At 59.2% G+C, this 24,361-nt stretch carries 22 protein-coding genes; 11 read left to right on the top strand and 11 right to left on the bottom strand.

The window, feature by feature from the left end; translation table 11 throughout:
• Positions 1–83: 83 nt before the first annotated feature.
• The 3 genes from BLQ55_RS23645 to BLQ55_RS23635 form a co-directional block, all read right to left on the bottom strand.
• Positions 84–647: a cytochrome b gene (locus BLQ55_RS23645; protein WP_092257455.1), complete on the bottom strand. Its 564-nt coding sequence runs from the start codon at positions 645–647 to the stop codon at positions 84–86.
• 105 nt (positions 648–752) lie between these two features.
• A complete protein-coding gene (locus BLQ55_RS23640) occupies positions 753–2,207 on the bottom strand; it encodes an aldehyde dehydrogenase family protein (RefSeq protein WP_092200884.1) in 1,455 nt (484 codons plus the stop codon).
• A 38-nt stretch (positions 2,208–2,245) separates the two neighbouring features.
• Positions 2,246–3,619 carry an aspartate aminotransferase family protein gene (locus tag BLQ55_RS23635; RefSeq protein WP_092200887.1) on the bottom strand — a complete coding sequence of 458 codons (1,374 nt, stop codon included), beginning with the start codon at positions 3,617–3,619 and terminating at the stop codon, positions 2,246–2,248.
• Here BLQ55_RS23635 and BLQ55_RS31775 point away from each other — a divergent pair.
• The 4 genes from BLQ55_RS31775 (at position 3,618) to BLQ55_RS23620 (ending at position 7,244) form a co-directional block, all read left to right on the top strand.
• Positions 3,618–3,866, top strand: a complete 249-nt coding sequence (locus BLQ55_RS31775; protein ID WP_143011774.1) for a hypothetical protein — start codon at positions 3,618–3,620, stop codon at positions 3,864–3,866. The genes BLQ55_RS23635 and BLQ55_RS31775 overlap by 2 nt on opposite strands.
• Positions 3,835–4,803 (top strand): helix-turn-helix domain-containing protein, encoded by a 969-nt coding sequence (locus BLQ55_RS23630; protein ID WP_092257452.1) that lies wholly within the window; start codon positions 3,835–3,837, stop codon positions 4,801–4,803. Before BLQ55_RS31775 ends, BLQ55_RS23630 begins: the two co-directional genes overlap by 32 nt.
• A gap of 58 nt (positions 4,804–4,861) precedes the next feature.
• Positions 4,862–5,602 carry an IclR family transcriptional regulator gene (locus tag BLQ55_RS23625; RefSeq protein WP_092257450.1) on the top strand — a complete coding sequence of 247 codons (741 nt, stop codon included), beginning with the start codon at positions 4,862–4,864 and terminating at the stop codon, positions 5,600–5,602.
• Positions 5,603–5,795: 193 nt separating this feature from the next.
• Entirely contained in the window at positions 5,796–7,244 is a 1,449-nt protein-coding gene (locus BLQ55_RS23620) for an APC family permease (RefSeq protein ID WP_092257447.1), read from the top strand.
• A gap of 227 nt (positions 7,245–7,471) precedes the next feature.
• Here BLQ55_RS23620 and BLQ55_RS23615 read toward each other — a convergent pair whose 3' ends face one another.
• Entirely contained in the window at positions 7,472–8,263 is a 792-nt protein-coding gene (locus tag BLQ55_RS23615) for an SDR family NAD(P)-dependent oxidoreductase (RefSeq protein WP_092201051.1), read from the bottom strand.
• Between the two features lie 267 nt (positions 8,264–8,530).
• Between BLQ55_RS23615 and BLQ55_RS23610 the strand changes: the two genes are divergently transcribed.
• A complete protein-coding gene (locus BLQ55_RS23610; protein WP_092201054.1) occupies positions 8,531–9,340 on the top strand; it encodes a sugar phosphate isomerase/epimerase family protein in 810 nt (269 codons plus the stop codon).
• 172 nt (positions 9,341–9,512) lie between these two features.
• Here the strand turns inward: BLQ55_RS23610 and BLQ55_RS23605 are convergent, their stop codons facing one another.
• From BLQ55_RS23605 to BLQ55_RS23575, 7 genes are all read right to left on the bottom strand, one after another.
• Positions 9,513–10,289: an IclR family transcriptional regulator gene (locus tag BLQ55_RS23605; protein WP_176814244.1), complete on the bottom strand. Its 777-nt coding sequence runs from the start codon at positions 10,287–10,289 to the stop codon at positions 9,513–9,515.
• Between the two features lie 74 nt (positions 10,290–10,363).
• Complete coding sequence (locus BLQ55_RS23600) at positions 10,364–11,371, bottom strand: Gfo/Idh/MocA family protein (protein ID WP_092257440.1); 1,008 nt, start codon at positions 11,369–11,371, stop codon at positions 10,364–10,366.
• A 308-nt stretch (positions 11,372–11,679) separates the two neighbouring features.
• The gene (locus BLQ55_RS23595; protein ID WP_092257437.1) at positions 11,680–12,504 is read right to left on the bottom strand and encodes a shikimate dehydrogenase family protein; all 825 of its coding nucleotides are present in this window, start codon (positions 12,502–12,504) and stop codon (positions 11,680–11,682) included.
• Between the two features lie 149 nt (positions 12,505–12,653).
• A complete protein-coding gene (locus tag BLQ55_RS23590; RefSeq protein WP_092201066.1) occupies positions 12,654–14,096 on the bottom strand; it encodes an MFS transporter in 1,443 nt (480 codons plus the stop codon).
• 200 nt (positions 14,097–14,296) lie between these two features.
• Positions 14,297–15,877 (bottom strand): aldehyde dehydrogenase (NADP(+)), encoded by a 1,581-nt coding sequence (locus tag BLQ55_RS23585; protein ID WP_092257434.1) that lies wholly within the window; start codon positions 15,875–15,877, stop codon positions 14,297–14,299.
• A gap of 60 nt (positions 15,878–15,937) precedes the next feature.
• Positions 15,938–17,485: a UxaA family hydrolase gene (locus BLQ55_RS23580; RefSeq protein WP_092257431.1), complete on the bottom strand. Its 1,548-nt coding sequence runs from the start codon at positions 17,483–17,485 to the stop codon at positions 15,938–15,940.
• A 124-nt stretch (positions 17,486–17,609) separates the two neighbouring features.
• The gene (locus tag BLQ55_RS23575; RefSeq protein ID WP_092257428.1) at positions 17,610–18,596 is read right to left on the bottom strand and encodes a LysR family transcriptional regulator; all 987 of its coding nucleotides are present in this window, start codon (positions 18,594–18,596) and stop codon (positions 17,610–17,612) included.
• Between the two features lie 120 nt (positions 18,597–18,716).
• On the opposite strand from BLQ55_RS23575, the gene BLQ55_RS23570 reads away from it, so the two are divergent.
• From BLQ55_RS23570 to BLQ55_RS23545, 6 genes are all read left to right on the top strand, one after another.
• Entirely contained in the window at positions 18,717–19,895 is a 1,179-nt protein-coding gene (locus BLQ55_RS23570) for a fumarylacetoacetate hydrolase family protein (protein ID WP_092257425.1), read from the top strand.
• A 288-nt stretch (positions 19,896–20,183) separates the two neighbouring features.
• Positions 20,184–20,990, top strand: a complete 807-nt coding sequence (locus BLQ55_RS23565; RefSeq protein WP_092257422.1) for an IclR family transcriptional regulator — start codon at positions 20,184–20,186, stop codon at positions 20,988–20,990.
• A complete protein-coding gene (locus BLQ55_RS23560) occupies positions 20,987–21,787 on the top strand; it encodes a fumarylacetoacetate hydrolase family protein (protein WP_092257419.1) in 801 nt (266 codons plus the stop codon). The genes BLQ55_RS23565 and BLQ55_RS23560 overlap by 4 nt, the downstream gene beginning before the upstream one ends.
• 3 nt (positions 21,788–21,790) lie before the next feature.
• A complete protein-coding gene (locus BLQ55_RS23555; protein ID WP_092257416.1) occupies positions 21,791–22,684 on the top strand; it encodes a fumarylacetoacetate hydrolase family protein in 894 nt (297 codons plus the stop codon).
• A gap of 22 nt (positions 22,685–22,706) precedes the next feature.
• Positions 22,707–23,402: a DUF4286 family protein gene (locus BLQ55_RS23550; RefSeq protein WP_092257413.1), complete on the top strand. Its 696-nt coding sequence runs from the start codon at positions 22,707–22,709 to the stop codon at positions 23,400–23,402.
• A 274-nt stretch (positions 23,403–23,676) separates the two neighbouring features.
• A partial coding sequence (locus BLQ55_RS23545) for an OprD family outer membrane porin (RefSeq protein WP_143011773.1) occupies positions 23,677–24,361 on the top strand: 685 nt, incomplete at its 3' end.

The following is a 24,361-nucleotide window of genomic DNA, read 5'->3' as shown; positions in this document are numbered from 1 at the left end:
CAATGTGTTGGTCGTCGGGTTTACCGAGGCCCGCCGGTCCGAGCCATGAAGGCGTTGGCACTTTTCGCCAACGCCTGATCGAGTCACAGCATGCGGCGCAGGACATCGTTTCGAGGGTCGCGGTCATAAAACCGGTGCTTCAGGGCACCGGCGACATGCACCAGGATCAGGCAGAGAAGGGTGTAGGCGAGCACTTTGTGCAGCCATTGGAAGACCACGAACCAGCCGTCATTCTTGCCCAGGAGCTCCGGAAGGTTCACCCCAAAGAAGAACACGCCGTCGCTCATCGTGTAGGTGCTCGACATCGAATAACCCATCAACGGCACGATTACCAGCAGCGCGTACAAGGTACGGTGGGCGAGTCTTGACGAAACCCGCTCATACCGTGCCAGCGTCTCTGGCGGTTGCGGCAGCCTGGCCGTTCTCACCCGCATGGCGATCTGGACCAGGACCACCAGGAATGCCAGCACCCCGAAGGATTTGTGCCATGGATAATAGAGCTCATATTTGCTCGCCACTTCGTCAGCCAGCCCAGTCATGTGCCAGCCCGCCCAGAGGAGGCCAGTGACGAGCACGGCGCGCACCCAGTGCAAAATTCGCAGGGACGTCGGATACCGATCAATTGTTGTTTGATTTACCGGATTCATCACAGTCTCTCCATCGATCATCGGAGCCAGGGGAATGCACGTTTGAACGGCCACCCTCTACGACACAGGGGCGTGGAGGATGGACGGGGGAGTGCGGGTTTACTCTTAGCCAGGCAGCAGCACAGTGATCACCTTCTCCTCGGTGTAGGCCAGTGCGCCGCTGAATCCTCCTTCCCGGCCAATGCCGCTGGCCTTGACGCCGCCCCAGGGCAGGTTGGCGTCCAGTGGGCTCCAGCAATTGATGCCCACGGCCCCGGCCTTCACCGCCGCGGCGACGCGATGCGCTCGTGCCAGGTCGCTCGTCCAGACCGTGGCGGCAAGGCCGTAGTTGGAATCGTTGGCCAGCGCGACAGCCTCTTCTTCGCTGTCGAACGTGATCACCGTGCCGACGGGGCCGAAGATCTCGTCCTGGGCGATCGCCATGTCATTGCGGGCGTTGGCGAAGATGGTCGGCCGGACGAACCAGCCCTGTTCAGGGTTCGATACCCCGCCGGCCAGCAGGGACGCACCTTGGTCGATGCCCAGTTGGATGTAGCGGTTGACGCGATCCAATTGGGCTTTCTTGGCCACCGGCCCCATCTGCACGCCGGGTTGGCGGGGGTCGCCCACCTTGACCGCGCGCGCGGCATCGGCCAGTGCTGCGGCGAAGCGATCGGCGAGGCCACGTTGGACCAGGATGCGCGAGCCGGCCGCGCAGACCTGGCCCTGGTTGGCGAACAGACCGAGGGAGCAGCCGAATAGCGCGTCGTTGAAGGAGGCGTCGTCGAAGACAATCTGCGGGCTCTTGCCGCCCAGCTCCAGGGCCACGCGCTTGAACAGCACGCCGGCAGTGCGCTGGATCTCACGTCCGGCTTCGGGGCTGCCGGTGAAGCTGATCTTGTCGACATGGGGGTGTTCGCACAGGGCGCGACCCACCTCGTTGCCATAGCCGGTGACAACGTTGATCACGCCATCGGGGAAGCCGGCTTCCTGGGCCAGCGTTGCCAGGTGCAGCGCCGACTGTGGCGTCTCTTCCGACGGCTTGATGACCACGGTGCAGCCTGCCGCCAGCAAGGCGGCGAGTTTCCAGACCGTGATCATCAGCGGTGAATTCCAGGGAACGATGGCACCGACCACGCCCACTGGCTCGCGTACCGTGTACGAGAGGGACTTGGTGCCAAAGTAGCCACCGGAGGGAATGGTCCGCCCCTCCAGCTGGTTGGCCCAGCCAGCGGAGGCGCGCAGGTTGGCGACCGCATTGGGCACATCCAACCGGCGCGGTTCGATCGGCGAGCGGCCAATGGCGTCGGCGTCCATATCGGCCAGCACGTCGGTGTCGCGTTCCACCAGGTCGGCCAGTTTCGACAGCAGTCGAGCCCTCCGGGCACCGTCAAGCTGGCTCCAGACGCCACGTTCGAGCTGGTGGCGTGCGGCTCCCACGGCACGGTCCACGTCCTCGACGGTGCCGCGGGCGCAACTGCCGTAGACCTGTTCCGTCACGGGGTTGACGAGGTTGATGCGGCGGCCGTCAGAGGCTTCGAAAGACGCGCCTGCGATGAAGTGTTTCAAGTGCTCAGTCATTTGGAAATCCACGAGTGATGTGCAGGAGTCGGGACAGGTCACGCATCGAGGGCGTCCAGGGCGTCGCCGAAGATGTCCAGGGCCTTGAAGAACAGCGCCCGTGAGATCGTCAGCGAGGGCATGACACGCATCACGTTGCTGTAGCGACCGCAGGGAATCATCAGCACGCCGTGGCTCAGCAGGTAACCCATGAGTTGGCCAATCTTTTCCGGTGCCAGTGGCGCCTTGGTGGTCGGGTCCGAGACCAGCTCGATCCCGATCATCAGGCCGCGCCCCCGGACCTCACCGACCAGCGGGCTGCCGAAGCCGCGAATACGCTCCTGTGCTTCGAGCCCCAGTGTGTGGGCACGGTTGAGCAGATCGAGCTCCGGGTCCTGGAGGATACTGATGTTGGTCAGCGCCACTGCAGCGGACAACGAGTTGGCGGCGAAGGTGTTGGGCATCGATCCGTCAGGAATCGCCACCGCCAGGTCCGAGCGCATGATCAGGCCGGCCATTGGCAGGTCGCTGCCGATACCCTTGCCAAAGGTGAGCATGTCGGGCTTCACGCCGGAGTGCTCGACCGCCCACATCTTGCCGGTACGTCCGGCGCCGGACTGCACCTCATCGACAATCAGCAGCGCACCGCTGCGGTCGCAGGCCTTGCGCAACAGTTGCAGGAACTCTGGCGAGGGCGGCACATAGCCGCCTTCGCCCTGTACCGGTTCCACGATCACGGCCGCCACGTCATCGGCGGCGGTGTAGGGGGTGTTCAGCAGGTAATCCACGTACTCACCGGCGATCTGCTCGGCGCTTTTGTGCGTGGTATCGAAGGGAAAACGGTAGGCATAAGGGTAGGGGGCATGAATGACGCCACCCATCTGGGCGCCATAGCCCTTGCGATAGGCCGTGCCTGTCGTCAGGGCACCGGAAGCGTTCCACACGCCGTGGTAGCCACCGTGGAAGGCGATGATCTGGTGCCGCCCGGTGACGCGCTTGGCGAACTTGATGGCCGCCTCCAAAGCGTCGCTGCCACTTTGCGTGAAGAACGTAATGCAGTCGCCGCGCAAGCCGTCGGGCGCGATCTCGGAGAGTTTGGCGGCCAGTTCGGTGCGCCGGGTGCTGTTGACCTCCAGGGCATGCATCAGCACTTCGGACTGTTCGCGAATGGCTTGCACCACTTTCGGGTGGCAGCGACCCACGCTGCTGACGCCTACACCCGCGGACAAGTCGATGTAGGTATTGCCATCGGCGTCCTTGAAGGTCGCGCCGAACGCCCGGTCCATGGCCACGGGCATGCGTCCGCCACCGCGTGCCATGGATTCGGTACGCGCCGACAACGCCAGCGCCTCGGTGGTCCGGGGGCCGGGAATGGTGGAGGTGATCCGCGGGGCATCCGCGAAATGGAGGGCTTCAAGTTTGGCTTCGCTCATGACGGTCTCTCAGGATGTCGGTTTCAGTGTGCCGATCATCCCCGTGGGCTGTTCCTGGCCGGTAGCCCGAATCGGCACATGGATGGGCCGCCTGGCGCGTCAGCATCGGAGCACGGACCTTGCTCAAAGAAAATTTGCAGAATTCTCTTTATGTGAGAATATCGCTCAGGAAGGCGATCTAAAAAAGAAGAATATCGGCCGAGGCTTTCGTCATCATGAAAAATCAGAACATCAGCCATTTCCATGACATCCATGTCCACGCCGCCACCGTCCAGGAGTGGAGCCAGGATTACAACCAGTTGACCGCTGGTACGGCTGAGAGCTCACTTATCCAGTTGACGACGGCGCGCTGCCACGTGTTTCGCGAGCAGATCAACCAGCGTGTCGTGCAGCACGGCGTGGCCCCACGGGGCAAGATGTGTTTCGCCGTGCCGATCACCGTTCCGGGTTCGATCCGGATGCAAGGGCGGGAAGTGGATGACAGCAGCCTGTTCTTTCTTCATGGTGGCGAGGAGTTCATGTTCCATATGCCGCTGGGCATGGAACTGCTGGCGATCACCTTCGAACGGGAGTTGTTCGAAGACGCGTTGGCGCAAACCGCGTCGGCCAGGGAAATCGCTCAGTTGCTGCGTCAGCCGGTGATCAAGGTGTCCACTCAACGCTATGCCGAGGCTCGCCGTCGAATGCTGGCGGCGTTCTCCCAGGCGCTCTTGAGTGAAGAACTCGACAATGCGCAAGACCGGGAACTGGCGCTGGAGCAGACCATGCTCGGCGAGCTGCTGCAATTGATGACCGACCCCGCCTGCGACAAGCAGCAGCGCACGCCAAGTTCCACGCGCAGCTACATTGTCGAAAAATGCCACCGCCTGGCGACCGCGCAATTGAACAGCGTGCCCAGCGTGGACGAGTTGTGCCAGCGACTCCAGGTCAGTCGGCGTACGGTGCAGAACAGCTTCCGCTCGGTGACCGAGACGACGCCGGTCAATTACCTGCGCTCCGTGAGGCTGAACGGTGTGCGCCGAACCCTGATGTCCACCCCCGCGACGCATCTTTCGATTGGCGATGCCGCGGCCCAGTGGGGCTTCTATCACCTCAGCCATTTTGCGGCGGAGTACCAGGTGCTGTTCGCAGAGTTGCCGTCCCAAACCGCGCGTGCTGCCATCGGCGGTTGCGCCCTTGCTTGAGCCTTTGCCCGCTGTACCCGGCAGCGGGCGGGCTGGCCTGCACAAGGATGTCGAAAAGATGAATAGCCTTCGCCGTCTGCTCAGGGTCTTCGATTTGTTCCGCCCTGAACAGCCGGTCATCGATGTGGACGTGATTTGTCGGGAGCTCGGCTACACGCCCGCCACTGCCTATCGTTATCTGCGCGAACTCGGCGACGCGGGGTTCTTGAAGCGATTGCCCCGCGGCTACGCACTCGGCCCACGGATCGTCACGCTGGAGCATCAGATGGCCCGCTACGATCCATTGCTGGCCTGCAGCCGGGGCCTGGTGGACAAACTGGTGGCCGACACGGGCCTGGACGCACTGGTCAGCGAATGGCATGGCGACTCAGTGGTCAACGTGTTGATCCAGCGGGGTTCCGACGCCGGCCCCGTGGGTGGCGATCGGGGGAGGCCGATCGATCTTTTTCACAGCGCGACCGCTCGGGTCGTATTGGCGTATCTGCTGCCGCGCCAGATCCGCCGCATCTATGACGTCCACGCGAAGCCCGCCGAAGTGCTGCATCAGGGGTTGGCGTGGAAGCCGTTCACCAAGGGGCTGCTCGCCATCCGCAAGCAGGGCTACTGCATCAGCGAAAGCGAGCTGTACCCGGGGCGCAGTGGCGTCGCGGCGCCGATCTTCGACGAAAAGCGTCGAGTGCTCGGGAGCATGACCTTGGTGGGGCGTAGCGAGCGGTTCCATGCGTTCCAGCAGGGCTACCTGTGCGACCTGGTCACCGGCGCGGCGTCGGAACTGACGGCGCGTATCGCCTTGCAGTAAGGCGAGAGCAACTGGACGGCTGGCTTTTTCGGGGGGAACACGCCGATGACCGATTTGGGCTAATGGGGCGTTCGTGGGCAAGCATAGGATCGAGTCCAGCGTGCGACACGAACAATAACGCCATCCGGTGACGGCGAGGGATTGACTGCACCGATCCTACAGCGACTGCCTCATACAATAAGGTCAAGAAAACATGAGTGTACCTCTCCCGGTCAATAGCTCCACGGAGCTCAAGCGTGGGGCCCTGGGTGTCGGCTTCATCATCTTCTTCGTGGTTTCGGCGGCGAGCCCCTTGAGCGTCATCGCCGGCGGCTTCCCTATCGGCATCATGCTGGGCAACGGCGCCGGCACACCGGCCTTGCTGATCCTGGCCTTGCTGGTGTTACTGGCGTTTTCGGTGGGCTACACCACCATGTCCCGGCACGTGACCAATGCCGGCGGTTTCTATGCCTTCACTTCTCGCGGCCTGGGTGGCCTGGCCGGTGGTGCGGCGGGGGTGCTGGCGATGTTCGCCTACAACATCCTGCAAGTCGGGCTGTATGGCATGTTCGGGGGCGTGGTCAGCGGCACGATGGAAAGCGTCTTCGGCCTGGTATTGCCCTGGTGGTCGTACTCGCTGATGGCGATGGCGAGCGTCGCGATTCTCGGCTATCGCAAGATCGACCTGTCGGCCCGGGTGCTGTCGGTCATTGTGATCGCCGAATACCTGGCGATCCTGCTCCTGGATTTCGCCATTCTCAGGACCGGTGGCGACAGCGGGATCAATCTCGACGCGTTCGATCGCAGCCATGTGTTCAGCGGCACGCCGTCCATCGGCTTGCTGTTCTGCTTCGCGGCGTTCATCGGCTTCGAAGCCACCACCATCTATGGCGAGGAGGCCAGGAACCCGCAACGCACGATCCCGATTGCCACCTACTGTTCGGTTTTGCTGATCGGCGGGTTCTACGCGCTGTCGGTCTGGTCGATGGTGATTGGCGTGGGCGCGGACAAAATCGTCTCCACGCTTCAGGCCTTGCAGGACCCGACGACATTTATCTATGGCATGTCAGACCACTTTGTCGGCCCGCACCTGACCCAGGTCATCCGTGTGCTGTTCATGGTCAGCATCTATGCCGGGCTGCTGGCGTTCCACAACGCCGCGGCGCGTTATTTCTATGCCATCGGGCGTGACGGTTTGCTGCCCAGCCGGTTGGGCACCACCCACCGCGTGCACCAGAGCCCGCACATGGGTTCGGCATTGCAGAGCCTGATCTCCGCCGTGGTGGTACTGATGTTCGCCGCCATGGATGCCGATCCGATCCTGCAACTGTTCGCCTGGCTGTCCAACCTGGCGACGCTGTGCGTGATTTTGCTGATGGCACTGACGTCCGCAGCGGTCTGGGTCTTTGCCCAGCGCCACCCCGAACTCAAACTGGGGTTCTGGCGTGGGCGGATTTTCCCCGGCTTTTCTTGCGTGGCCCTGCTGGCTGTCCTGGTCATTGCAGTGGTGCATTTCGATGTGCTGACCGGCGCCAGCAAGGCCTTGTCATATGGCCTCTGCGCGATCATTCCCGTGGCCTTGCTGGCGGGTGTGTTTTTGGCGGCGCGACTGCGCAAGGTGGCACCGCAGCGGTATTTGGGGCTGGGGAGTCATAAGCTATAGGAGCCTGGCGCTTGGCTCATCGTCGACAGTTGCAGAGACGCGTCAATCAACAGTGGAGTGGGGGTAGGGGCTCACCTTGTATTCAACAAGGTTCAACCAGAGCGGTTCTGTTGGTCGAAGCCGTACGTAACACTTAAGCCCGTACGGCCTCGCTTGCACTCAACTCGCGTCGTTTGGTTGACACACCAACCGACCTGGGTGCTGAACTCACTCCAAAGCAATTGTGCTTATGATTTTGAGCTCGGACGCCCTGGGATATGGCTCAGTATCGATTTGGAGAAGCCACCATCCACACATATATCCTGTCCCGTGATATATGCCGATAAGGGGCTGATGAGAAATTCGATCACGTTCGCGATATCCATGGGCTCACCGATCCTGGCCAGCGGAATGATTGCTTCCCGTGCTTTCTTTATCTGGGGGTCGGCATACATTTTTTCCGACATCGGCGTATGGGTCATTCCAGGGGACACTACGTTGACACGGATCCCGTCAGGAGCCCACTCCAGCGCGAGTGTCTGGGCCAGCATTGTCAAGGCTGCCTTGGTGGGGCTGTACGCGCCTGAGCCGGCATGCGGAATCTGGCCAGACATCGACGAGGTAAAGCACGCCGAGCCTCGGCTCTCGCGCAAATGCGGGTAGCTGGCTTTGGCAAGCAGCCATGCGCCGCGAAGATTGACGGAAAACATGTCGTCCCAGTCCGCAATGGACAAATCACAGATTGCGCCAGGGCTGGCAATGCCGGCATTCGCAACCAACGCGTCGAGCCCGCCGAACTCCGCCACTGCTGCTGCCACAAGTTGGCTTGGGACCTCAGGGTCGGCGAGATCCCCTAACAATGCGATGGCGATGCCGCCCATGGCCTCGATGGATCGAACGACTTCTTCCTGAGCGGCAGTGGGTGTGTGCCCGCATACCGCAATTTTCGGCTGCGAGCCTCGGGCGAGGGCCGCTTCCGCGATCCTCAGGCATGCAGACGCACCGATACCGCTACTACCGCCACTGACCAAAGCTCTCATCGGGCACTCCTTCTTATAGTTAGACATTGAGGTAAAAGAGGCTTGTAAAGTACGAAAATAGATTTCGCTTTGCAATCAAATTGACAATGGAATTTGATTCCGATATCGTTTTTTCGCAGTCAAATACCCTTGCCGCTAAGTGGCTGTCGCTATCCAGATTCATCCATCGTCGCGTTTTCCAGCTAGCGATAGTGGTCAGGTACAAAATCCATAATACGAATGGCCCGCTTCACTCCAGCGAATACTCAACTGAAAGGATGTTTCGATATGATCATCAGCACGTTTTCCTATCTGTGGTCATCCACGGCAATTGATGCGATTGCGCAGTTGGCCGAGCACGGGCATCGCGTGTTCGAGGTGCCCGTCAGCTCGCCACATTGCTGGCCAGTAGAGCTCTCGACCGCAGACCGTTCCGCCGCAAGGGCGCGTCTTCATGGATACGGTGCGAAGATCAGGTCCCTCAACGCTGGTGGCTATGACCTCAATCTGGCCAGTCCCGCCGCGAATATGCGTCAGAAGAGCATCGAGCACATCAAGTCGGTCATTGACTTGGCTGCCGCTTGGGATACCCAGGAGGTGGTGATATCCCCCGGCACCAGGCGCCCAATGATTTCCCCGCCGCTCGAGAAGACCTATGAGTGGATGTACGAAAGCCTGGCAGCCCTGATTCCGCTGGCGAAACAGGCCGGCGTGCGCTTACTGCTGGAAAACACCCCGTATTGCTTTACCCCCACCATGCCGGAACTGGCAAAGGTTGTAGGCACCCTCAACGACGATGTGGTCCGGGTCGTCTACGACATCGCCAATGCCGCTTACATCGGTGAAGATCCGGTGGCGAGTCTGCTGGCCTATCACGCCAGCATCGACTTTGTGCATGTGTCCGATACGGGTACGGACGTGTGGGGGCATGATCCAGTCGGCACCGGTGTAGTGGACTTTATCGGGTTGGGCGAGGCCGTTCACGCGACCTGCGGCATTGAAAACTGCGTACTGGAAATCATCCGTGAAGAAAATGCTTTGTATGAGCTGAACAAGGGTGTGCAGGATCTGCGTGCCAAGGGCTGGAAAATTCCGTAATCGTCCACCGGTCGCTTGTCGTTATCGTCTGCGACCGGGTAGTTCAAGTCGCCTTGAGGCCCGCAACGGGCCCAGGTGACAGCGTTTTCACCAGCATTCCATGTGCGCGATCATGGGGGGCGCGGGCTTCGGCGTGCTGGAGCCAGTCATGATCGCGACGGTGTGCGTGGTACTACCGCAGAGGTAGCGAATCCTCGCCACTGACCGAAGACCAGAGCGACCAGCATTCGCCTACCCTGATTGCCGAGCGCTTCAAGTGTTCGATATGAGCAGTCAGGGTTTCCTCCCGCATGCGTGCGATGGGACCGGCGACGCTCAGGGTGGCCACCGGGCCGGAGTTGTCTGGCCGCGAGGTATCGAATACAGCGACCGCCACGACACACACACCCACTTCACCTTCTTCTCGAACCACTGCGTGTCCGTCTTTGCGAATCTGAGCGATGTCATCAAAGATGTCGCGAATCGAAACGCGCGCATTGGGCCCCGCGTAGTCTCGGCTGTTTTCGATGTCCCAGGCGGCGAGAATTCGCATGGCGCGCTCATCGCGCATAGTGGAAAGCCAGACTTTGCCCGCCGCGGTTGTGTGGGGAATGATTTTCTCATCCAGGGCTCGGCGGTACTGAAGCCCCCTGGTGTTTTGCGTGGCTTGCAGCACCCAGCTCAGGTGATCTTCTGCAACTGCCGCCAACCGGACGTGCTCGCCGGTTTCGCTGGCCAGTTCGTTGAGCAAGGGTTGCATGATCCTGGCGAAGCCCGTTTCAGAGATGAAGTTCACGCCCATGCTGGGGATTTTCAGCGTCAGGCGGTAATGATCCTGTTCGTCCTGGTAAACGTAGCCTCTTTCTCGTAGCGCGCTCAATATGCGGTGGGCCGTGGCCATGGCAACTTGGGTTCGCTCGCCGATTTCAGACAGGGCGAGACCGTCGGGGTGCGACAGCAGCAGTTCCAAGGTGTTGAAGTAGCGGCCAATGTGTGACAATTTTTAATTCCTCTTTTTGCCAGCAATGGCCAGCCAACGTCGTGTCAGGGGTACTGGAGTGTGATGGGAATGCCGCCGAGGCGGTCTGACTCATAGGCCGCTTCGATGATGCCCATGACGTGATGCATGGTTGCAAGCCCGGCACCGGTATACGCTGTCTCACGGCCTGGGGTGAGGACATCGGTTACGAAGTTGTCGTAATACACGTCAGAGTTCAGGCTCAAGGCCAGGTCACTTGCCTCTCCAGCCGCGTCGATCAGCCGCAAGCCGTCCGGGGTCGAACGCACGTAGAACTGATCGGTTGACAATGAAAACGAGTACTCCCGTTGCTCGGGCGTGTTAGCCGGGTAATTGTAGCCAGTTTCGATGGTGCAGATGCAGCCGCTCTCGGTCACCAGGGTCATCATTGAAGCGATCTCTACGGCTGCCAGTTGCGGGTCGCGATGCATGACAGCGGACACGCTGCATATGCGCTCTCCAGACATTTGCTGCGCCAGATCGACGAAATGAGGAGTAAGGTTGATCGTGCATCCGCCGCCCGAGCGTTTCGGGTCAAGCATCCAGGCGCAACTGTTCGTCAAGTAGCGTCCGGGCGGGCCGGCGTTGAATCGAAACGACTGGCTTCTCCATTTGGCACCACTCTGCAATGCCGCATGCTTGACGCGGTTCAGTAATTCACTGTGCCTCCAGACCAACGGCACCGCCGCGAACACGCCGGCGGTTTCGGCGCGTTGGTGCAGGTCCAGTACTTCATCCTGGGTAAGCCCGCAGGGCTTTTCCATCGCGAACGGAATGTTGCGCTCGACCAATGCCTTGCCCATGGCATACAACTCGTCATGCGGACCAAAAGCGAAGGCGAAATCAGCCTCTTCGTTATCGAGCAGGGTTTGCCAATGATCGTAGCGTCGCGCTCCGAAGCGCTGGGCGAGGGCAGGACCACGGGACCCGGTGGCGTCGGATACCGCCGTGACGGTCACATCAGGCAGGCGCTCAAGAGCATCAAGGTAGAGCGGAGTGTGCCAGTGGCTTACTTCCAGAAGAACGACTTTCAAACATTCATTCCTTATAAACAAGTCATGTTTGACGAACTTGTCAGTGCCCTCGGGTGCGGATCAAGCCCGAACATAATAGCGCGCAAGCCACGTTTCCGAGGCTCCACCGTAGGCTAGCACGACCTTATTATGAACGGAAGTTAGTTTCGTTTTGCTGAAAATCGGCGTGTGGTGTCCGAGCTGAGGAGCAACTTCAACATGCGCACGAAGATGTGCACATGCCGGGGCAGTGCACATCGTTAACCGTTTCGGTTCGGGGGGGGTTATGAAGAGGTGGCGCAGGGTAATAGGGCGTTTGTACGGGCCCTTTATAATTCGGCCGTGTAGCGACGCTCGATATCTTCGAAACCTAGAAAACTCAATGCCAGCAGGGCTTGACCTACGTGCATAGGCTGGCCATCGAGGGTTTGGCAGCCGCGCGATTGCGCCTCAAGCAGCAAGGCTGTCGGCTCGGACCTTGTGATGATATCGACCACCACCGTCGCTGGGTCCAGCCGCGTTGCGTCTATAGGCATTGGATCATCAGGGTTCATGCCGAGTGGGGTAGCATTGATCACGATGTCATGACCTGCTGGGTCAGCTGGGCCTGTATACACAGCACACCGACCCTCTTTGGCAACTCGGTGTACAAGGTCCGAGGCGCGGTGCGGATCCAGGTCTGAAATGACCAATGATCGTGCGCCAGCAGCGGCAACGGCGAACGCGATTGCCCGTCCCGAGCCGCCAGCTCCTATAAGCAGAACAGATTTCCCCACCAGGGAAACTCCGTGGCGCTGCATGCCAGCTACGCAGCCCAGTCCGTCGAATACGGCGCCCACCCAGCGCCCGTCATTGTCACAACGAACGACGTTGATTGCGCCGATCTGGCGCGCAGTAGGGTGGAGCTCATCCACGATGTCCAGCATGCTCTGCTTGTGCGGCATGGTGACCAGAAGTCCAGCGAGGTTGCGCACGGCTCGCACGCCTTTGACAAACTCAGCCAGGTCCCCCGTACCTATCTCCAATGGAATGCAGACGGCGTCAGCCTGGGCTTCGGCGAACAGCTTGTTCAACAGCATTGGAGACTTGGCGCTCTTGAGTGGATCGCCTATCAATCCATATATACGCGTAGTGCCTGTGATGCGTGGATGCATGTCAACCTACTTGTCGTTGGCTATTGCACGCCAGTTGCCGGTATGCAGATATCGAAATCCACCCCTGACAGGGCGCGCGTATTCACTGCCGTGCTGCTCGAAGCGCAGTGCAAAAACCGAGCAGCATGGCGGTGGTGAAGGGGCGGCCGTCAGGAGCGCATCACTGGCGCTGCTTTTTTAAACGCTTGATTGGAGGCAGTGGCGTTCAACTTGGGATCGGATTTTTCCCGCACCTGTTCGTATTCCTCCTCTGACATAGGGACAGCATCAGGGTCACCGAGGTCCTTCAGGCGAATCCGGAAGGTTTCCCGGGTAGTAATAGCGGCGATAGCGGAGATTACACAGATGCCAAAAGTCAGTGCCCCAATTTTCAGAGGGATATTGTCGCTACCGGGAGGCGCAACGGATACGAAAAGGGCCGGTAGAAACGCGGTGCAGGCCACGCCTATGTTTTGCCCAATGGCCATGCCGGTAACTCGTACCCGTGTACGGAACAGTTCCGGGAACAGACTCGGGAACACACCATTAAAGCCTTGGTAAGCCACGCCCCACATCAGCAGCGATAGAACCAGCGAAAGCCACATATTGTGAATGCTGATTGCGTAGAGGTAGCCAAATGACAATATGCCGCCGCACAGAACGCCAACGATCACCGGAGGCTTGCGGCCAATTTTATCGGAGAGTTTACCAACGAAGGGGATAAGTATGACTGCGCATATATTGCCTAGCACCGGTATCCACATGAATAAGCCGGAAGGAAATCCAATGCCGTAGGCGGGTTGCACTGCATAGGTCGCACCGAATACAGAGGCGACGATCGCGAGGACCGCAGAGAGCGCCATGCAGATGACGCGTAGCAGATCGCCCCAACTCTGCGTGAGCACTTCGATCACAGGGAGCTTACGGGGCTCGGTCTGTGTCTGCGCCTCAGTGAAGACCGGAGCCTCATGGACCTGGCGGCGGATGATCCACCCTATGACGAGCACCACTGCACTGAGCAAGAATGGAATCCGCCAGCCCCACGAAGCAAACTGATCGGCTGGCATGAACTGGGCAAGAGGCAGGAAAACCGCAGCGGCTAGCAGTTGCCCGGCTTGGACGCCTTGAAGGGTAAAACTTGCGAAGTAACCGCGACGCCCATCAGGCGCATGTTCCAGGGTCATGGAACTTGCACAAGACACTTCACCCGCGACCGCAAAACCTTGAATCAGGCGCAACAGTATCAATAGGGCAGGTGCCCAGATACCAATCTGTGCATAGGTAGGAAGCAGACCGATGCACATCGTCGACGCGCCCATCATGAACATGCAGTAGACGAGCACCGTCTTGCGTCCATGACGGTCGCCCATGTGCCCTAAGACCACAGCGCCCAGCGGCCGGGCGATATAACCAACGCCGAAGCTGGCCAGCGAAATGATAATCCCAACCGTTGGGTTGTCTGACGGAAAAAACAGCTGTGGGAAAAGTAGCGCTGCCGCAGTGGCATAGATAAAAAAGTCGTAGTACTCCAGCGCCGAGCCTATCCAGCCGCTCGCTGCGGCCTTTTTTGACTGACGCTTGGAGTGTGGATCGCCTTGAATGCTTTGGCTCATGACATGTCTCCGGATTCTCGATTGTTGTTATTGTAACGTCGTTCCATCAGTAATTTTGTTACCAGTTTCGCCGCCTTGTCAAGGGAGTCCTTTGGCCGATCAAGGCATGGCGCTGGTTATCCGCGGGGTGCGTCGCCACACCGAACGAGCACGCCGAAGCCCGCTCATGCAATAGAGCGAATGGTTGTTAGGAGGATGAACTACAAGCGATCTCTCGAGAGACGACCGTCGACGAGCCTCGAAATGTTCAACGGATTCGCGTTCTTGAGTGCATCGGGAAGTAACGCGTCGGGGTAGTTCTGGAAGCAGACTGGCCTCAGGAAGCGGTCGATGGCCAAGGTGCCGACCGAAGTGCCGCGGCTATCGGAGGTGGCAGGATAAGGGCCGCCGTGCACCATTGAATCGCAGACCTCGACACCCGTTGGGTAACCATTGATGAGGATGCGACCAACCTTCATCTCCAACAAAGCAGCCAGCTCTGCGAATTGCGTAAGGTCTTCCGGCTCGCCAATCAAGGTTGCGGTCAATTGCCCGTGAAGGGCATTGATTGCCGCGTTGAGTTGGACCTGGTCAGCGACCTCGATGAAGATGGACGTGGGGCCGAAGATTTCTTCTTGAAGAACCTTGTCGCCGTTCAGCAGCAACGCAACGTCGGCCTTGAACAGCTGTGGCTGGGCCTGATGTCCCCGCTGGTCGCTGCCAGCCAGGTGCACGATGCCGGGATGCGCGTGCAGGTTCTGCAAGCCAGCCGCGTAGCTGCGCAGGGTGCCAGCATTGAGCATTGTCTGTGCCGGCTGGTCGTTGATCAACGCTGCCACTCGGTCCTGAAAAGCAGTGAACGCATCCGAGCGAATGCCCACTACCAGCCCGGGATTGGTGCAAAACTGCCCACAACCTTGAACCACCGAAGCGGCAAGATCGTGAGCGACACTGTCGGCTCGACGCGAGAGTGCCTCGGGCAGGATCACGACCGGGTTGATGCTCGACATCTCGGCGAAGACTGGAATGGGCTCGGGGCGAGCGGCGGCCATATCGCACAATGCTCGACCGCCTTTGAGCGAACCAGTAAAACCCACGCCCTTGATGAGCGGGTGTTTCACCAAGGCTTCGCCTACGCCACTGCCATAAATCATGTTGAAGACGCCGGCGGGCATGCCACTGCGCTCGGCCGCCCGGATAATTGCGTTGGCGACCTGTTCAGCAGTCGCCATGTGGCCGCTGTGGGCTTTGAATACTACCGGACAACCCGCCGCGAGCGCGGAGGCGGTATCGCCGCCGGCCGTGGAGAAAGCCAACGGGAAATTACTTGCCCCAAACACAGCGACCGGACCGATTGCAGTGCGGTACTGGCGCAGGTCAACGCGTGGCAACGGCTTGCGAAGGGGTAACGCCTGGTCGATGCGAGCCCCATAGAAGTCGCCACGCCGCAGTACGTTTGCAAACAAGCGCATTTGACCGCTGGTACGTGCGCGTTCGCCCTGGATGCGAGCGACAGGCAGTGCTGTTTCACGGCAAACCAGCGCAATGAACTCATCGTCCAAAGCCTCTAGCTCTTGCGCAATGGCATCGAGAAATTCAGCCCGTTTGTTCGCGCTCAGGGTGCGGTAGCTGGAAAAAGCATTGTAGGCCGCATGAGCCGCGTCTTCGATTTCTTGCGCAGTCGCCTGGTGGAACGCATAGGGCAGGGGTTCCCCCGTGCTGGCATCCATGCTCTTGACGATGATGGTGCCGACTGCGCTGCGCTGACCGCCGATAAAATTCTGGCCGGTGATGAAGGACATGGTTGTCTCCAGGTTGAATGTGCATGTGATAGAAGGGCAAGGCGTCCTCAGGATTGAAAATCAGGTGACGGCGCCGATCTGCCAAGGCACGAACTCGTTTTGTCCGTATCCGTGTTGTTCGCTCATGCTGCGTTCGCCTGAGGCAATGCGCAGCATGGTTTCAAAGATCGCTGCGCCGCACGCCTCGATGGTCAACGTGTCTTCGGCTATTTCGCCGCAGTTGATGTCCATGTCTTCTCGTTGACGCGCCCATAAGGCGCTATTGGTCGCCAGCTTGATTGACGGGGCAGGGGCACAGCCATAGGCCGATCCGCGCCCGGTGGTAAACGCAATCAGGTTCGCGCCACCGGCGACCTGACCGGTTGCCGAGACCGGGTCATAGCCAGGGGTGTCCATGAAAACCAGCCCGTTGGCCGTGACGGTCTGGGCATATTCGTAGACGTCCATCAGATTGCTCGAACCTGCCTTTGCCACCGCGCCCAGTGATTTTTCCAGGATGGTGGTCAAGCCGCCGGCCTTGTTGCCGGCAGAAGGGTTGTTGTTCAACTCGGCTCCCATACGCTCGCAGTAGCGTTCCCACCAATGAATGCGAGCGATGAGTTTTTCGCCGACTTCACGGCTGACAGCCCGCCGCGTCAGCAAGTGTTCAGCACCGTATATTTCTGGGGTTTCGGAGAGAATCGCGGTACCGCCGCAGGCGACCAGGCGATCCACCGCGTTGCCCAGCGCCGGGTTGGCAGTAATGCCGGAGTAGCCATCCGAGCCACCGCACTGAAGCCCGACGGTCAGATGACGAGCGCCGACCGGTTCACGCTGAATTTTGTTGGCCTCGCCAAGCAATTGCTTCACGTGGTCAATGCCACGGGCGATGGCCTTGGATGTACCGCCACTGTCCTGGATGTTGAACGTGCGCAGGGTATTGCTGCGGGTGAGTCCTTGCGTTGTGAGTAATGAGTCGATTTGGTTCGTCTCGCAGCCCAACCCGATCACCAGCACGGCGGCAAAGTTGGCGTGGGTCGCATAGCCGGCCAATGTCCGGCGCAACATGCTTAAACCGTCGCCCGCAGGGTCGACGGCGCAGCCGGCGGAATGCGTCAGCGCCACGACACCGTCGACGTTTGGATACGCTTGCAGCGCAGCGGGATTGATGTCCCGACGAAAATGATCGGCGATGGCCCGGGCGACTGTGGCAGAGCAATTCACGGACGTAAGAATGCCGATGTAGTTACGCGTCGCGACGCGTCCGTCCGGGCGTACGATACCCATGAACGAGGGGGCTTCACTGGGCGTGACGTTGGGCTTCGCATCGACGCTGAAAGCATAGTCTCGAGCGAATTCCCCCATGGCCAGGTTGTGCACATGGATATGCTCGCCTGCTTCTATGTCGACAACAGCAAAACCAATGATTTGTCCATAGCGCCTCACCGGTTGACCGGCTTCGATACGTCGGGAAGCCACTTTATGGCCCGGCACGATCGCTTGCCGGATGGTCACGCCTTCCTGTTCAAGGATTTCGCCAGCGAGTAGCGGTCGGCGTGCGATCAGCACATCGTCCAGCGGGTTCAAGCGCAGCACAGCTGCTGCGCCGGTTTTCATGATCAGTTCCATCGCATCCTCACGGGCTGCTGGGGGGGGGGGCGGTCGCTAATAGCGCCGCACTTTTGTGCCGGCACTATAGGATTCATGGAAATGGCTGCCTAATGAGAGCTTTCGATTGCTCGATAACTTTGCCTCATCGACTTTTTCTGAAATGGCTGCGGTGCCTCTTCTCTGTAGCCGTTTGCCGCTGTTTGGCGAACGCCAGCAAGGTCGCAATAAACGTCCGTGCCGGCTCTGACAGCGGCTCATCCTTGCGAGTGATTACCCCGTAATCCTGGGATTCAACTTTGAAGGGCGTGTTGAGGATTTGAAGCTGCCCGTTTTGCAGCTGTGACTGGACCATGGACTCGGGGAGCATGGCGAGCATTGGCCCGGACTGAAGCAACTGCAGGAAGGTCTGCATCGAAATGGTCTCCACCGTGTTGGTCGGCGGGGCGATCTTGAACGTCCTGAAAGCGCGCTCCATGCGTTGTCGGATCGGCGTATTGAAGGGATACATGACCCATGGCCATTCACTGAGTGCTTCAGTGGGCACTTCTTCAAGCCGGCACAGAGGGTGTGTGCTGTTCACGACAAGACAAAAGGGTTCGGGTCCCAGCGACGTAAATTCGAACGGCTGACAATCCTCATCCGTGAAGCGCGCGATGATCAAATCGAGTTTCTTTTGTTCGAGCATTTCCAGCAGATGGTTGCTGGTTTGTTCGATCACCTCGATGGAAAGGAGGGGGCGCTCCCGTTTTATGCTGGCAATGGCTTCAGGCAGCACCACGGATGTCGCGGCGAAAATGGTGCCGACTTTTAAATGACCATGCCCGCCTTTTCGCAGTTTGTTGACTTGGTCGACGAACGATTCCGTGTCTTCCAAGGTAATACGCGCAAAACGGGCTACGAACTCCCCTAGTTCGGTAAGAACCAGACTGCGCGTTTGACGCTCAAACAGCGGAAAACCCAGGAGAACTTCCAGATCGCGCAGCAATTTACTGATGGCTGGCTGCGTAACATTCATGTGTTCGGCGGTTGTGTGCATGTTGCGGGTCTTGGCCAAGCTATTGACCAGTACCAAATGTTTGATCTTCAGCCACCGGGAGACACTGGCAAAAGTAATTTGGTCATTTTCCATCTGTTAAGGCCTTGTCTGTCGATAACGAAACAGCATTGATGAGTGAGATTCTTTCATTGGGATTTACGGGGGCAGTCCATTAGTTTTACGGCTCTGATGAACAACTGATCTGGAAGCACCATGGCGAATTTGAAACTGACGCGCGAAAACACCCTGCCAGTGGATGGCCTGGCCGGAACGCTGATCGGCCGTGCCTGGATCCCGGGGGCGATTGCCGGCCCCTCGCCGGTGGTGCTGCGTGATGAAGGTGTGTTCGATCTTTCTGACACCTTTTCGACAATCAGCGAACTGCTGGAACACACCTCGCCGTTGTTGGTTGTTCGTCAGGCGCCAGGCAGGTACATCGGGACCGTCGAGCAATTGCTTGGGAACACTGGCAGCCATGCCGATCCCGGCAAGGCATCGCTGCTGCCTCCAGCAGATCTGCAAGTCATCAAGGCGGCCGGGGTGACGTTCGCGTCCAGCATGATCGAGCGGGTCATCGAGGAGCAGGCCCGAGGCGATGCCGCCAAAGCCGAAAGTGTCCGCCGCCTGGTGCAAGAAGCCATCGGCGATAACTTGCGGGCAATCAAACCGGGTTCGCCAGAAGCGATGCGTCTTAAAGCCGTGCTGATCAAGCAGGGCATGTGGTCGCAATACCTGGAGGTCGGTATCGGTCCGGATGCGGAGATTTTCACGAAGGCACCGGTTCTGGCCGCGGTGGGCAGTGGCAGCGAAATCGGCATTCACCGCAAGTCTGAATGGAACAATCCGGAACCGGAAATTGTGCTGGCGGTGAACAGTCGAGGCCAGGTGCATGGCGTCACCTTGGGCAATGACGTCAATTTGCGTGATTTCGAAGGCCGCAGCGCACTGCTGTTGAGCAAGGCCAAGGACAACAATGCGTCCTGTGCGCTCGGCCCGTTCATTCGTCTGTTCGATGAAGCGTTTACGCTCGATGACGTGCGCAACTGCGTCGTGGATCTGCAAGTCCGGGGCAACGACGGCTTTACGCTCGAAGGCAGCAGTTCCATGGCCCTGATCAGCCGTGACCCGTTGGATCTCGTGGCCCAGACGGTCGGCGGGGATCACCAATACCCGGATGGCTTCATGCTTTTTCTCGGGACATTGTTTGCGCCTACCCAGGATCGCGAGGAGCCGGGAAGCGGCTTTACTCATAAGCAGGGTGATGAGGTCAGCATCGGGAGTCCATTGCTGGGCACGCTGCGCAACACCGTCACCTACAGCCATGAGGCTGCGCCCTGGACTTTCGGCTTGCGGGCAATGATGCACAATCTTGCGGCCCGCGGACTTCTGTAGGTAAGGCAGGGTGGTGAGAGGCATCGGGCGTTCTTCCGCAAAGAGTGAACATGCACAGGCGCTTGTCTATGGATAAAGAGCCGGACGCCGAAGCGTTCGGCTTTTATCTCTGTCAGGCGTCCCACGTCCCAGCGCCCCGGCTGCGTGGCCCGCGCTGTCTCGATAAGGCCAATCCGGTGCAAGCGGGTTTGACTTATCCGGAGACGCCTGCATACTATTGGAACACGGTTCCAGTACGAACAATGTTGCTCGAATCCACCTCATTGTCAAAGATAAGTCGAGAAAAATATGAGAGTCGTTAAAGGTGCTGTTGACCGTTGCCTGGAGGCGATTGAACTGCTGGCCCGTGAGGCTCGCTGGATGCGGATGTCCGACATCGCAGCCGAGCTGGGCTTGGAGAAGGGGCCTGCCCATCGAGTGCTGGCTCAATTGGTCGAGCAAGGGTGGGCGGAGCAGGATGAAGCCACCTCGCAGTACCGCTTGACACTGAAGCTGGCACTGTTGGGGCAACGTTATTTACATGGCATTGGCTTGCCTGAATTGATCCAGCCGATCATCGAGCAAGTGGCTGTTCAATGTCATGAGTTGGTGCGGCTGACAGTGGTCAACGAGGGCACCTTATCCTGGTTGTCTTCGGCCCAAGGCGCCGCGCCGGGGCTTATGTATTCGCCGGCCATGGATAAACCGATCAATCTCTATGCAACCGCCAATGGCAAGGCCTGGCTGGCAACAATGTCCGATGAGCTGGCCATTGAGCATGCATTGCGTAGCGGGCTGGGGAAAGCTGACGCGGGGATGGGGCACGGGCCGAAGGCGATCAACAGCATCGAAGGCTTGTTGGCCGAGTTGGCAGTGACCCGAAAGCGCGGGTATGGCTTGGTCATTGAAGAAGCCGAGGCGGGTGTCTGGGCGATTGCCGTACCGGTCAAGCTGGTTCCATCCGGCACTGTGGTCGGCACGATGAGTATCGCCGGTCCGGTGTTGCGCATGCAGCCCGAACGTTATGACGAATTGCATGCCCTGCTGGAAGAGGCCGCCAACAAACTGGGTACGGTTTGGCCGCGCCAGAATAACGTGCATTCGGAGAGCGTATGAGCCAACTCGCACCTGCATGGGCCAAGGCGGGGGCAGGGCTGGAATTCGCCGCTGCCGCTCTGGTCCGTGCACGGCTGGAGGGGGTGCGGCTGACATCCTTGCCTGGCCCGAACCTGCCAGGCAGCCTCGCAGAAGGTTTTGCCATCCAGCAACACGTGGGCCCATTGGCTGGAAAAACCGTGGGGGGCTGGAAGTGTGCGTTACCGCCGGCTGGCAAGTGGATCGTAGCCCCGATCTACAGCGACAGCATTATAGAAGGCGAACGTTACCGACTGGCCGCTGATGCCGATAAGGCGCGCATCGAGCCCGAACTGGCGTGCGTCCTGGCCCAGGACTTGCCGGCACGTGTCGAGCCTTATACCGCTGAACAGATCGCTGCTGCGATCAGCGATGTGCGCTTGGCATTGGAAGTGATCGACTGTCGTTATACCCATCCACAGACACTGCCGTTCGAGCAATTGCTCGCGGATGGTCTATTCAATCACGGCCTGGTACTTGGTGCGCCAATCACGCTGCCGAACCCTGCCAGCATGCCCTCTGAACTGGCTATCACCCTGAGCGATGCAACGTCGGAGCTCGTCAGTATCAAGGGCCGCCATCCGGACGGGGATCCGTTGTCGCCGATCGTCTGGCTGGCCAATTTCCTGTCTACACAAGGGATAGGGCTGCAAGCAGGGCAAGTGATTATCACCGGGTCCTATGCAGGTGTTCTCGATGTGCCCGTTAACCAGCCACTGCATGTGCAGTTCGGCGAAGCAGGCTCATTGTCTGTCCATTTCTCAACGCTGGAGGAGTAACAAATGCGCTTAGTTCGTTTTGGTTTACCGGGGCAGGAACAGCCGGGAATCCTGGATTCGCAAGGAATCGTTCGAGACCTCTCGGGCATTGTCGATGACATCGATGCGTCGGCCCTGAGCCCCTCAGTGCTTGAAAAGTTGCGCGCGGTCGACGTTGAAAAGCTGCCAGTGGTGGCGCCAGGCACACGCCTTGGTCCATGCGTAGGCAGCGTACCGAACCTGATTTGCATCGGTCTGAACTACTCCGATCACGCGGCTGAAACGAATACACCAATCCCGAGCCAGCCGGTGGTCTTCAACAAACACACCGCCTCCATCAGCGGCCCCAATGACCCAGTCATCCTGCCAACGGGCGCTCAGAAACTGGATTGGGAAGTCGAATTGGCCATTGTCATCGGTACGCCTGCCTGGCAGATCGATGAGGCGCGGGCATTGGATCACGTTGCCGGTTATTGCCTGGCCAATGATGTTTCCGAGCGGGCTTATCAGCTTGAGTACGAAGGCCAGTGGACCAAGGGAAAAAGCGGCTTTTCTTTCGCGCCTCTGGGACCTTGGCTGGTCACCCGTGACGAAATTGCCGATCCGCAGGCACTTGACCTCTGGCTCGACGTAAACGGCAAACGCCTCCAGACCGGCAATACCCGTACGATGATCTTCAGCGTTGCTCATATTGTCGCGTACCTCAGTCGCTTCATGCCGCTAATGCCGGGGGACGTCATCATTACCGGTACGCCACCAGGTGTGGGGCTCGGGCAGAAGCCGCCGTTATTCCTCAAGGCGGGTGACACCATGCGTGTCGGTGGCCAAGGGCTGGGTGAACAATTCCAGACCGTGGTTCCTTACGTTGCTGAAATGGGGGCTGCATGGGTCGCCGGGCGCCATCCCAATGTTGACTGACTATCGCTAGAGGAAAAACGCTATGAGCTTTGCAGGAACAGGTGTAGTCGCGATCTGGCATGATCTTTTGCCCGAAGCGCGGGACGAGTTCTATGAGTGGCATAACCGTGAGCACATGCCTGAGCGGGCTGGAATTCCGGGCTTTTTGCGGGGACGCCGGTACATCGCCTTGGATGCCGGGCCGACCTATTTCAACCTCTATGAGGCTGACACTGTGCAGGTGTTGGGCGGGCAGGATTATTTATCGCGCCTCAACAGTCCGACGGCATGGACCCAGCAGTCGGTGAAATCTTATCGCAATGTCGCGCGATCCATTTGCGAAGTCACTTACACGAGCGGTGTGGGGCAGGGCGCGTATCTGTTAACGGTCCGTTTCGATGTTGTCGAAGGGCGGCATAAATCGGTGTCAGACGCATTGCGCCAACGCGTGCTGCCTCCCTTGGCGGATAAACAGGGTATTACGGGCGTGCATTTGTGTGTGGCCGATGAGGCCGTGAGCAAGGTTGAAACCGCAGAGAAAAAGGCCCGCGCCGAAGGCACCCAGATACCGGCCTGGATCGTCATGATCGAAGGTTGCGCGCCTGACTACGTTCGCCTCGCCGGCGAGTCTTTTGTGGCCGAACTGCAACGGCTGTTGGAGGGGCAATCGACAGGACCGGAAACTACGCTCTATCAATTGGAATACACACGTTGCAAAACGCCGGGAAGTGCGGGTTGATCGCCGAGCGTTCGAGTACGTTTTAACTTTCACTTGTTGTTCTCACGCAATTCCCCACGAGCGTGCCCATACAGGCATTGAATTTAGCTCGCGTCTGCGCACGCTCGGGTTTTGCTTAAGGCGATATTAAACAATTATCAAGTTGCTCAATAACGGACTGGATAAGGAGTTCCTTAGGTCGCTCGGAAGTTAGCTCTTCGGGCTACCTGTGCATGCGTTTTCACGAGCTAAAAATCGCAACAAAAACAATAATAACTCATTGTGAGGAAACATCATGCGCTACCCGGTTACTGTCCGCAGCGTGCCTGCACATCAATCGTTCATCAGCCTGACTCTTGCGTTCTGCGCGGGTTCGTCAGCTGTTGTTCAAGCCGATCAAAATAGCGGTTTCGTCGAGGGCGCTACGGCCACCCTCAATTTGCGCAACGCTTACATCAACCGCAACTTCACCAACCCGAACAACGCCCAGGGCAAGGCCGAGGAATGGACCCAGAGCTTCATCCTCGACGCCAAATCCGGCTTCACCCAGGGCGTGGTCGGTTTCGGCGTGGACATATTGGGGATGTACTCGGTGAAACTCGACGGCGGCCGTGGCACGGCGGGTACGCAGTTGCTGCCGGTGCATGACGACGGTCGTCCTGCCGATGATTTCGGTCGTCTGGGCGTGGCCCTGAAGGCCAAGGTGTCGAAGACCGAGTTGAAGGTCGGCGAGTGGATGCCGGTGCTGCCGATCCTGCGCTCCGACGACGGCCGCTCCCTGCCGCAAACCTTCCGTGGCGGCCAGGTGACCTCCACCGAGATCAACGGCCTGAGCCTCTACGGCGGCCAGTTCCGTGGCAACAGCCCGCGCAATGACGCGAGCATGGAAGACATGTCGATGAACGGCCGCGGCGCGTTCACCTCCGACCGTTTCAATTTCGGCGGTGGTGAATACGCCTTCAATGAAAAACGCACCCAGG

The organism is Pseudomonas sp. NFACC13-1 (assembly GCF_900104425.1).
Classification (GTDB): Bacteria; Pseudomonadota; Gammaproteobacteria; order Pseudomonadales; family Pseudomonadaceae; genus Aquipseudomonas; species Aquipseudomonas fluorescens_AA.
The sequence above is the reverse complement of the archived record's forward strand: the minus strand, read 5'-3'. Positions and strand labels throughout refer to the sequence as shown.

Coding starts and splice junctions, on each gene's coding strand:
- BLQ55_RS23645 (WP_092257455.1), bottom strand. CDS start 647: ATGAATCCGGTAAATCAAACAACAATTGATCGGTATCCGACGTCCCTG.
- BLQ55_RS23640 (WP_092200884.1), bottom strand. CDS start 2,207: ATGACTGAGCACTTGAAACACTTCATCGCAGGCGCGTCTTTCGAAGCC.
- BLQ55_RS31775 (WP_143011774.1), top strand. CDS start 3,618: ATGACGGTCTCTCAGGATGTCGGTTTCAGTGTGCCGATCATCCCCGTG.
- BLQ55_RS23635 (WP_092200887.1), bottom strand. CDS start 3,619: ATGAGCGAAGCCAAACTTGAAGCCCTCCATTTCGCGGATGCCCCGCGG.
- BLQ55_RS23630 (WP_092257452.1), top strand. CDS start 3,835: ATGAAAAATCAGAACATCAGCCATTTCCATGACATCCATGTCCACGCC.
- BLQ55_RS23625 (WP_092257450.1), top strand. CDS start 4,862: ATGAATAGCCTTCGCCGTCTGCTCAGGGTCTTCGATTTGTTCCGCCCT.
- BLQ55_RS23620 (WP_092257447.1), top strand. CDS start 5,796: ATGAGTGTACCTCTCCCGGTCAATAGCTCCACGGAGCTCAAGCGTGGG.
- BLQ55_RS23615 (WP_092201051.1), bottom strand. CDS start 8,263: ATGAGAGCTTTGGTCAGTGGCGGTAGTAGCGGTATCGGTGCGTCTGCA.
- BLQ55_RS23610 (WP_092201054.1), top strand. CDS start 8,531: ATGATCATCAGCACGTTTTCCTATCTGTGGTCATCCACGGCAATTGAT.
- BLQ55_RS23595 (WP_092257437.1), bottom strand. CDS start 12,504: ATGCATCCACGCATCACAGGCACTACGCGTATATATGGATTGATAGGC.
- BLQ55_RS23590 (WP_092201066.1), bottom strand. CDS start 14,096: ATGAGCCAAAGCATTCAAGGCGATCCACACTCCAAGCGTCAGTCAAAA.
- BLQ55_RS23585 (WP_092257434.1), bottom strand. CDS start 15,877: ATGTCCTTCATCACCGGCCAGAATTTTATCGGCGGTCAGCGCAGCGCA.
- BLQ55_RS23580 (WP_092257431.1), bottom strand. CDS start 17,485: ATGGAACTGATCATGAAAACCGGCGCAGCAGCTGTGCTGCGCTTGAAC.
- BLQ55_RS23575 (WP_092257428.1), bottom strand. CDS start 18,596: ATGGAAAATGACCAAATTACTTTTGCCAGTGTCTCCCGGTGGCTGAAG.
- BLQ55_RS23570 (WP_092257425.1), top strand. CDS start 18,717: ATGGCGAATTTGAAACTGACGCGCGAAAACACCCTGCCAGTGGATGGC.
- BLQ55_RS23565 (WP_092257422.1), top strand. CDS start 20,184: ATGAGAGTCGTTAAAGGTGCTGTTGACCGTTGCCTGGAGGCGATTGAA.
- BLQ55_RS23560 (WP_092257419.1), top strand. CDS start 20,987: ATGAGCCAACTCGCACCTGCATGGGCCAAGGCGGGGGCAGGGCTGGAA.
- BLQ55_RS23555 (WP_092257416.1), top strand. CDS start 21,791: ATGCGCTTAGTTCGTTTTGGTTTACCGGGGCAGGAACAGCCGGGAATC.
- BLQ55_RS23550 (WP_092257413.1), top strand. CDS start 22,707: ATGAGCTTTGCAGGAACAGGTGTAGTCGCGATCTGGCATGATCTTTTG.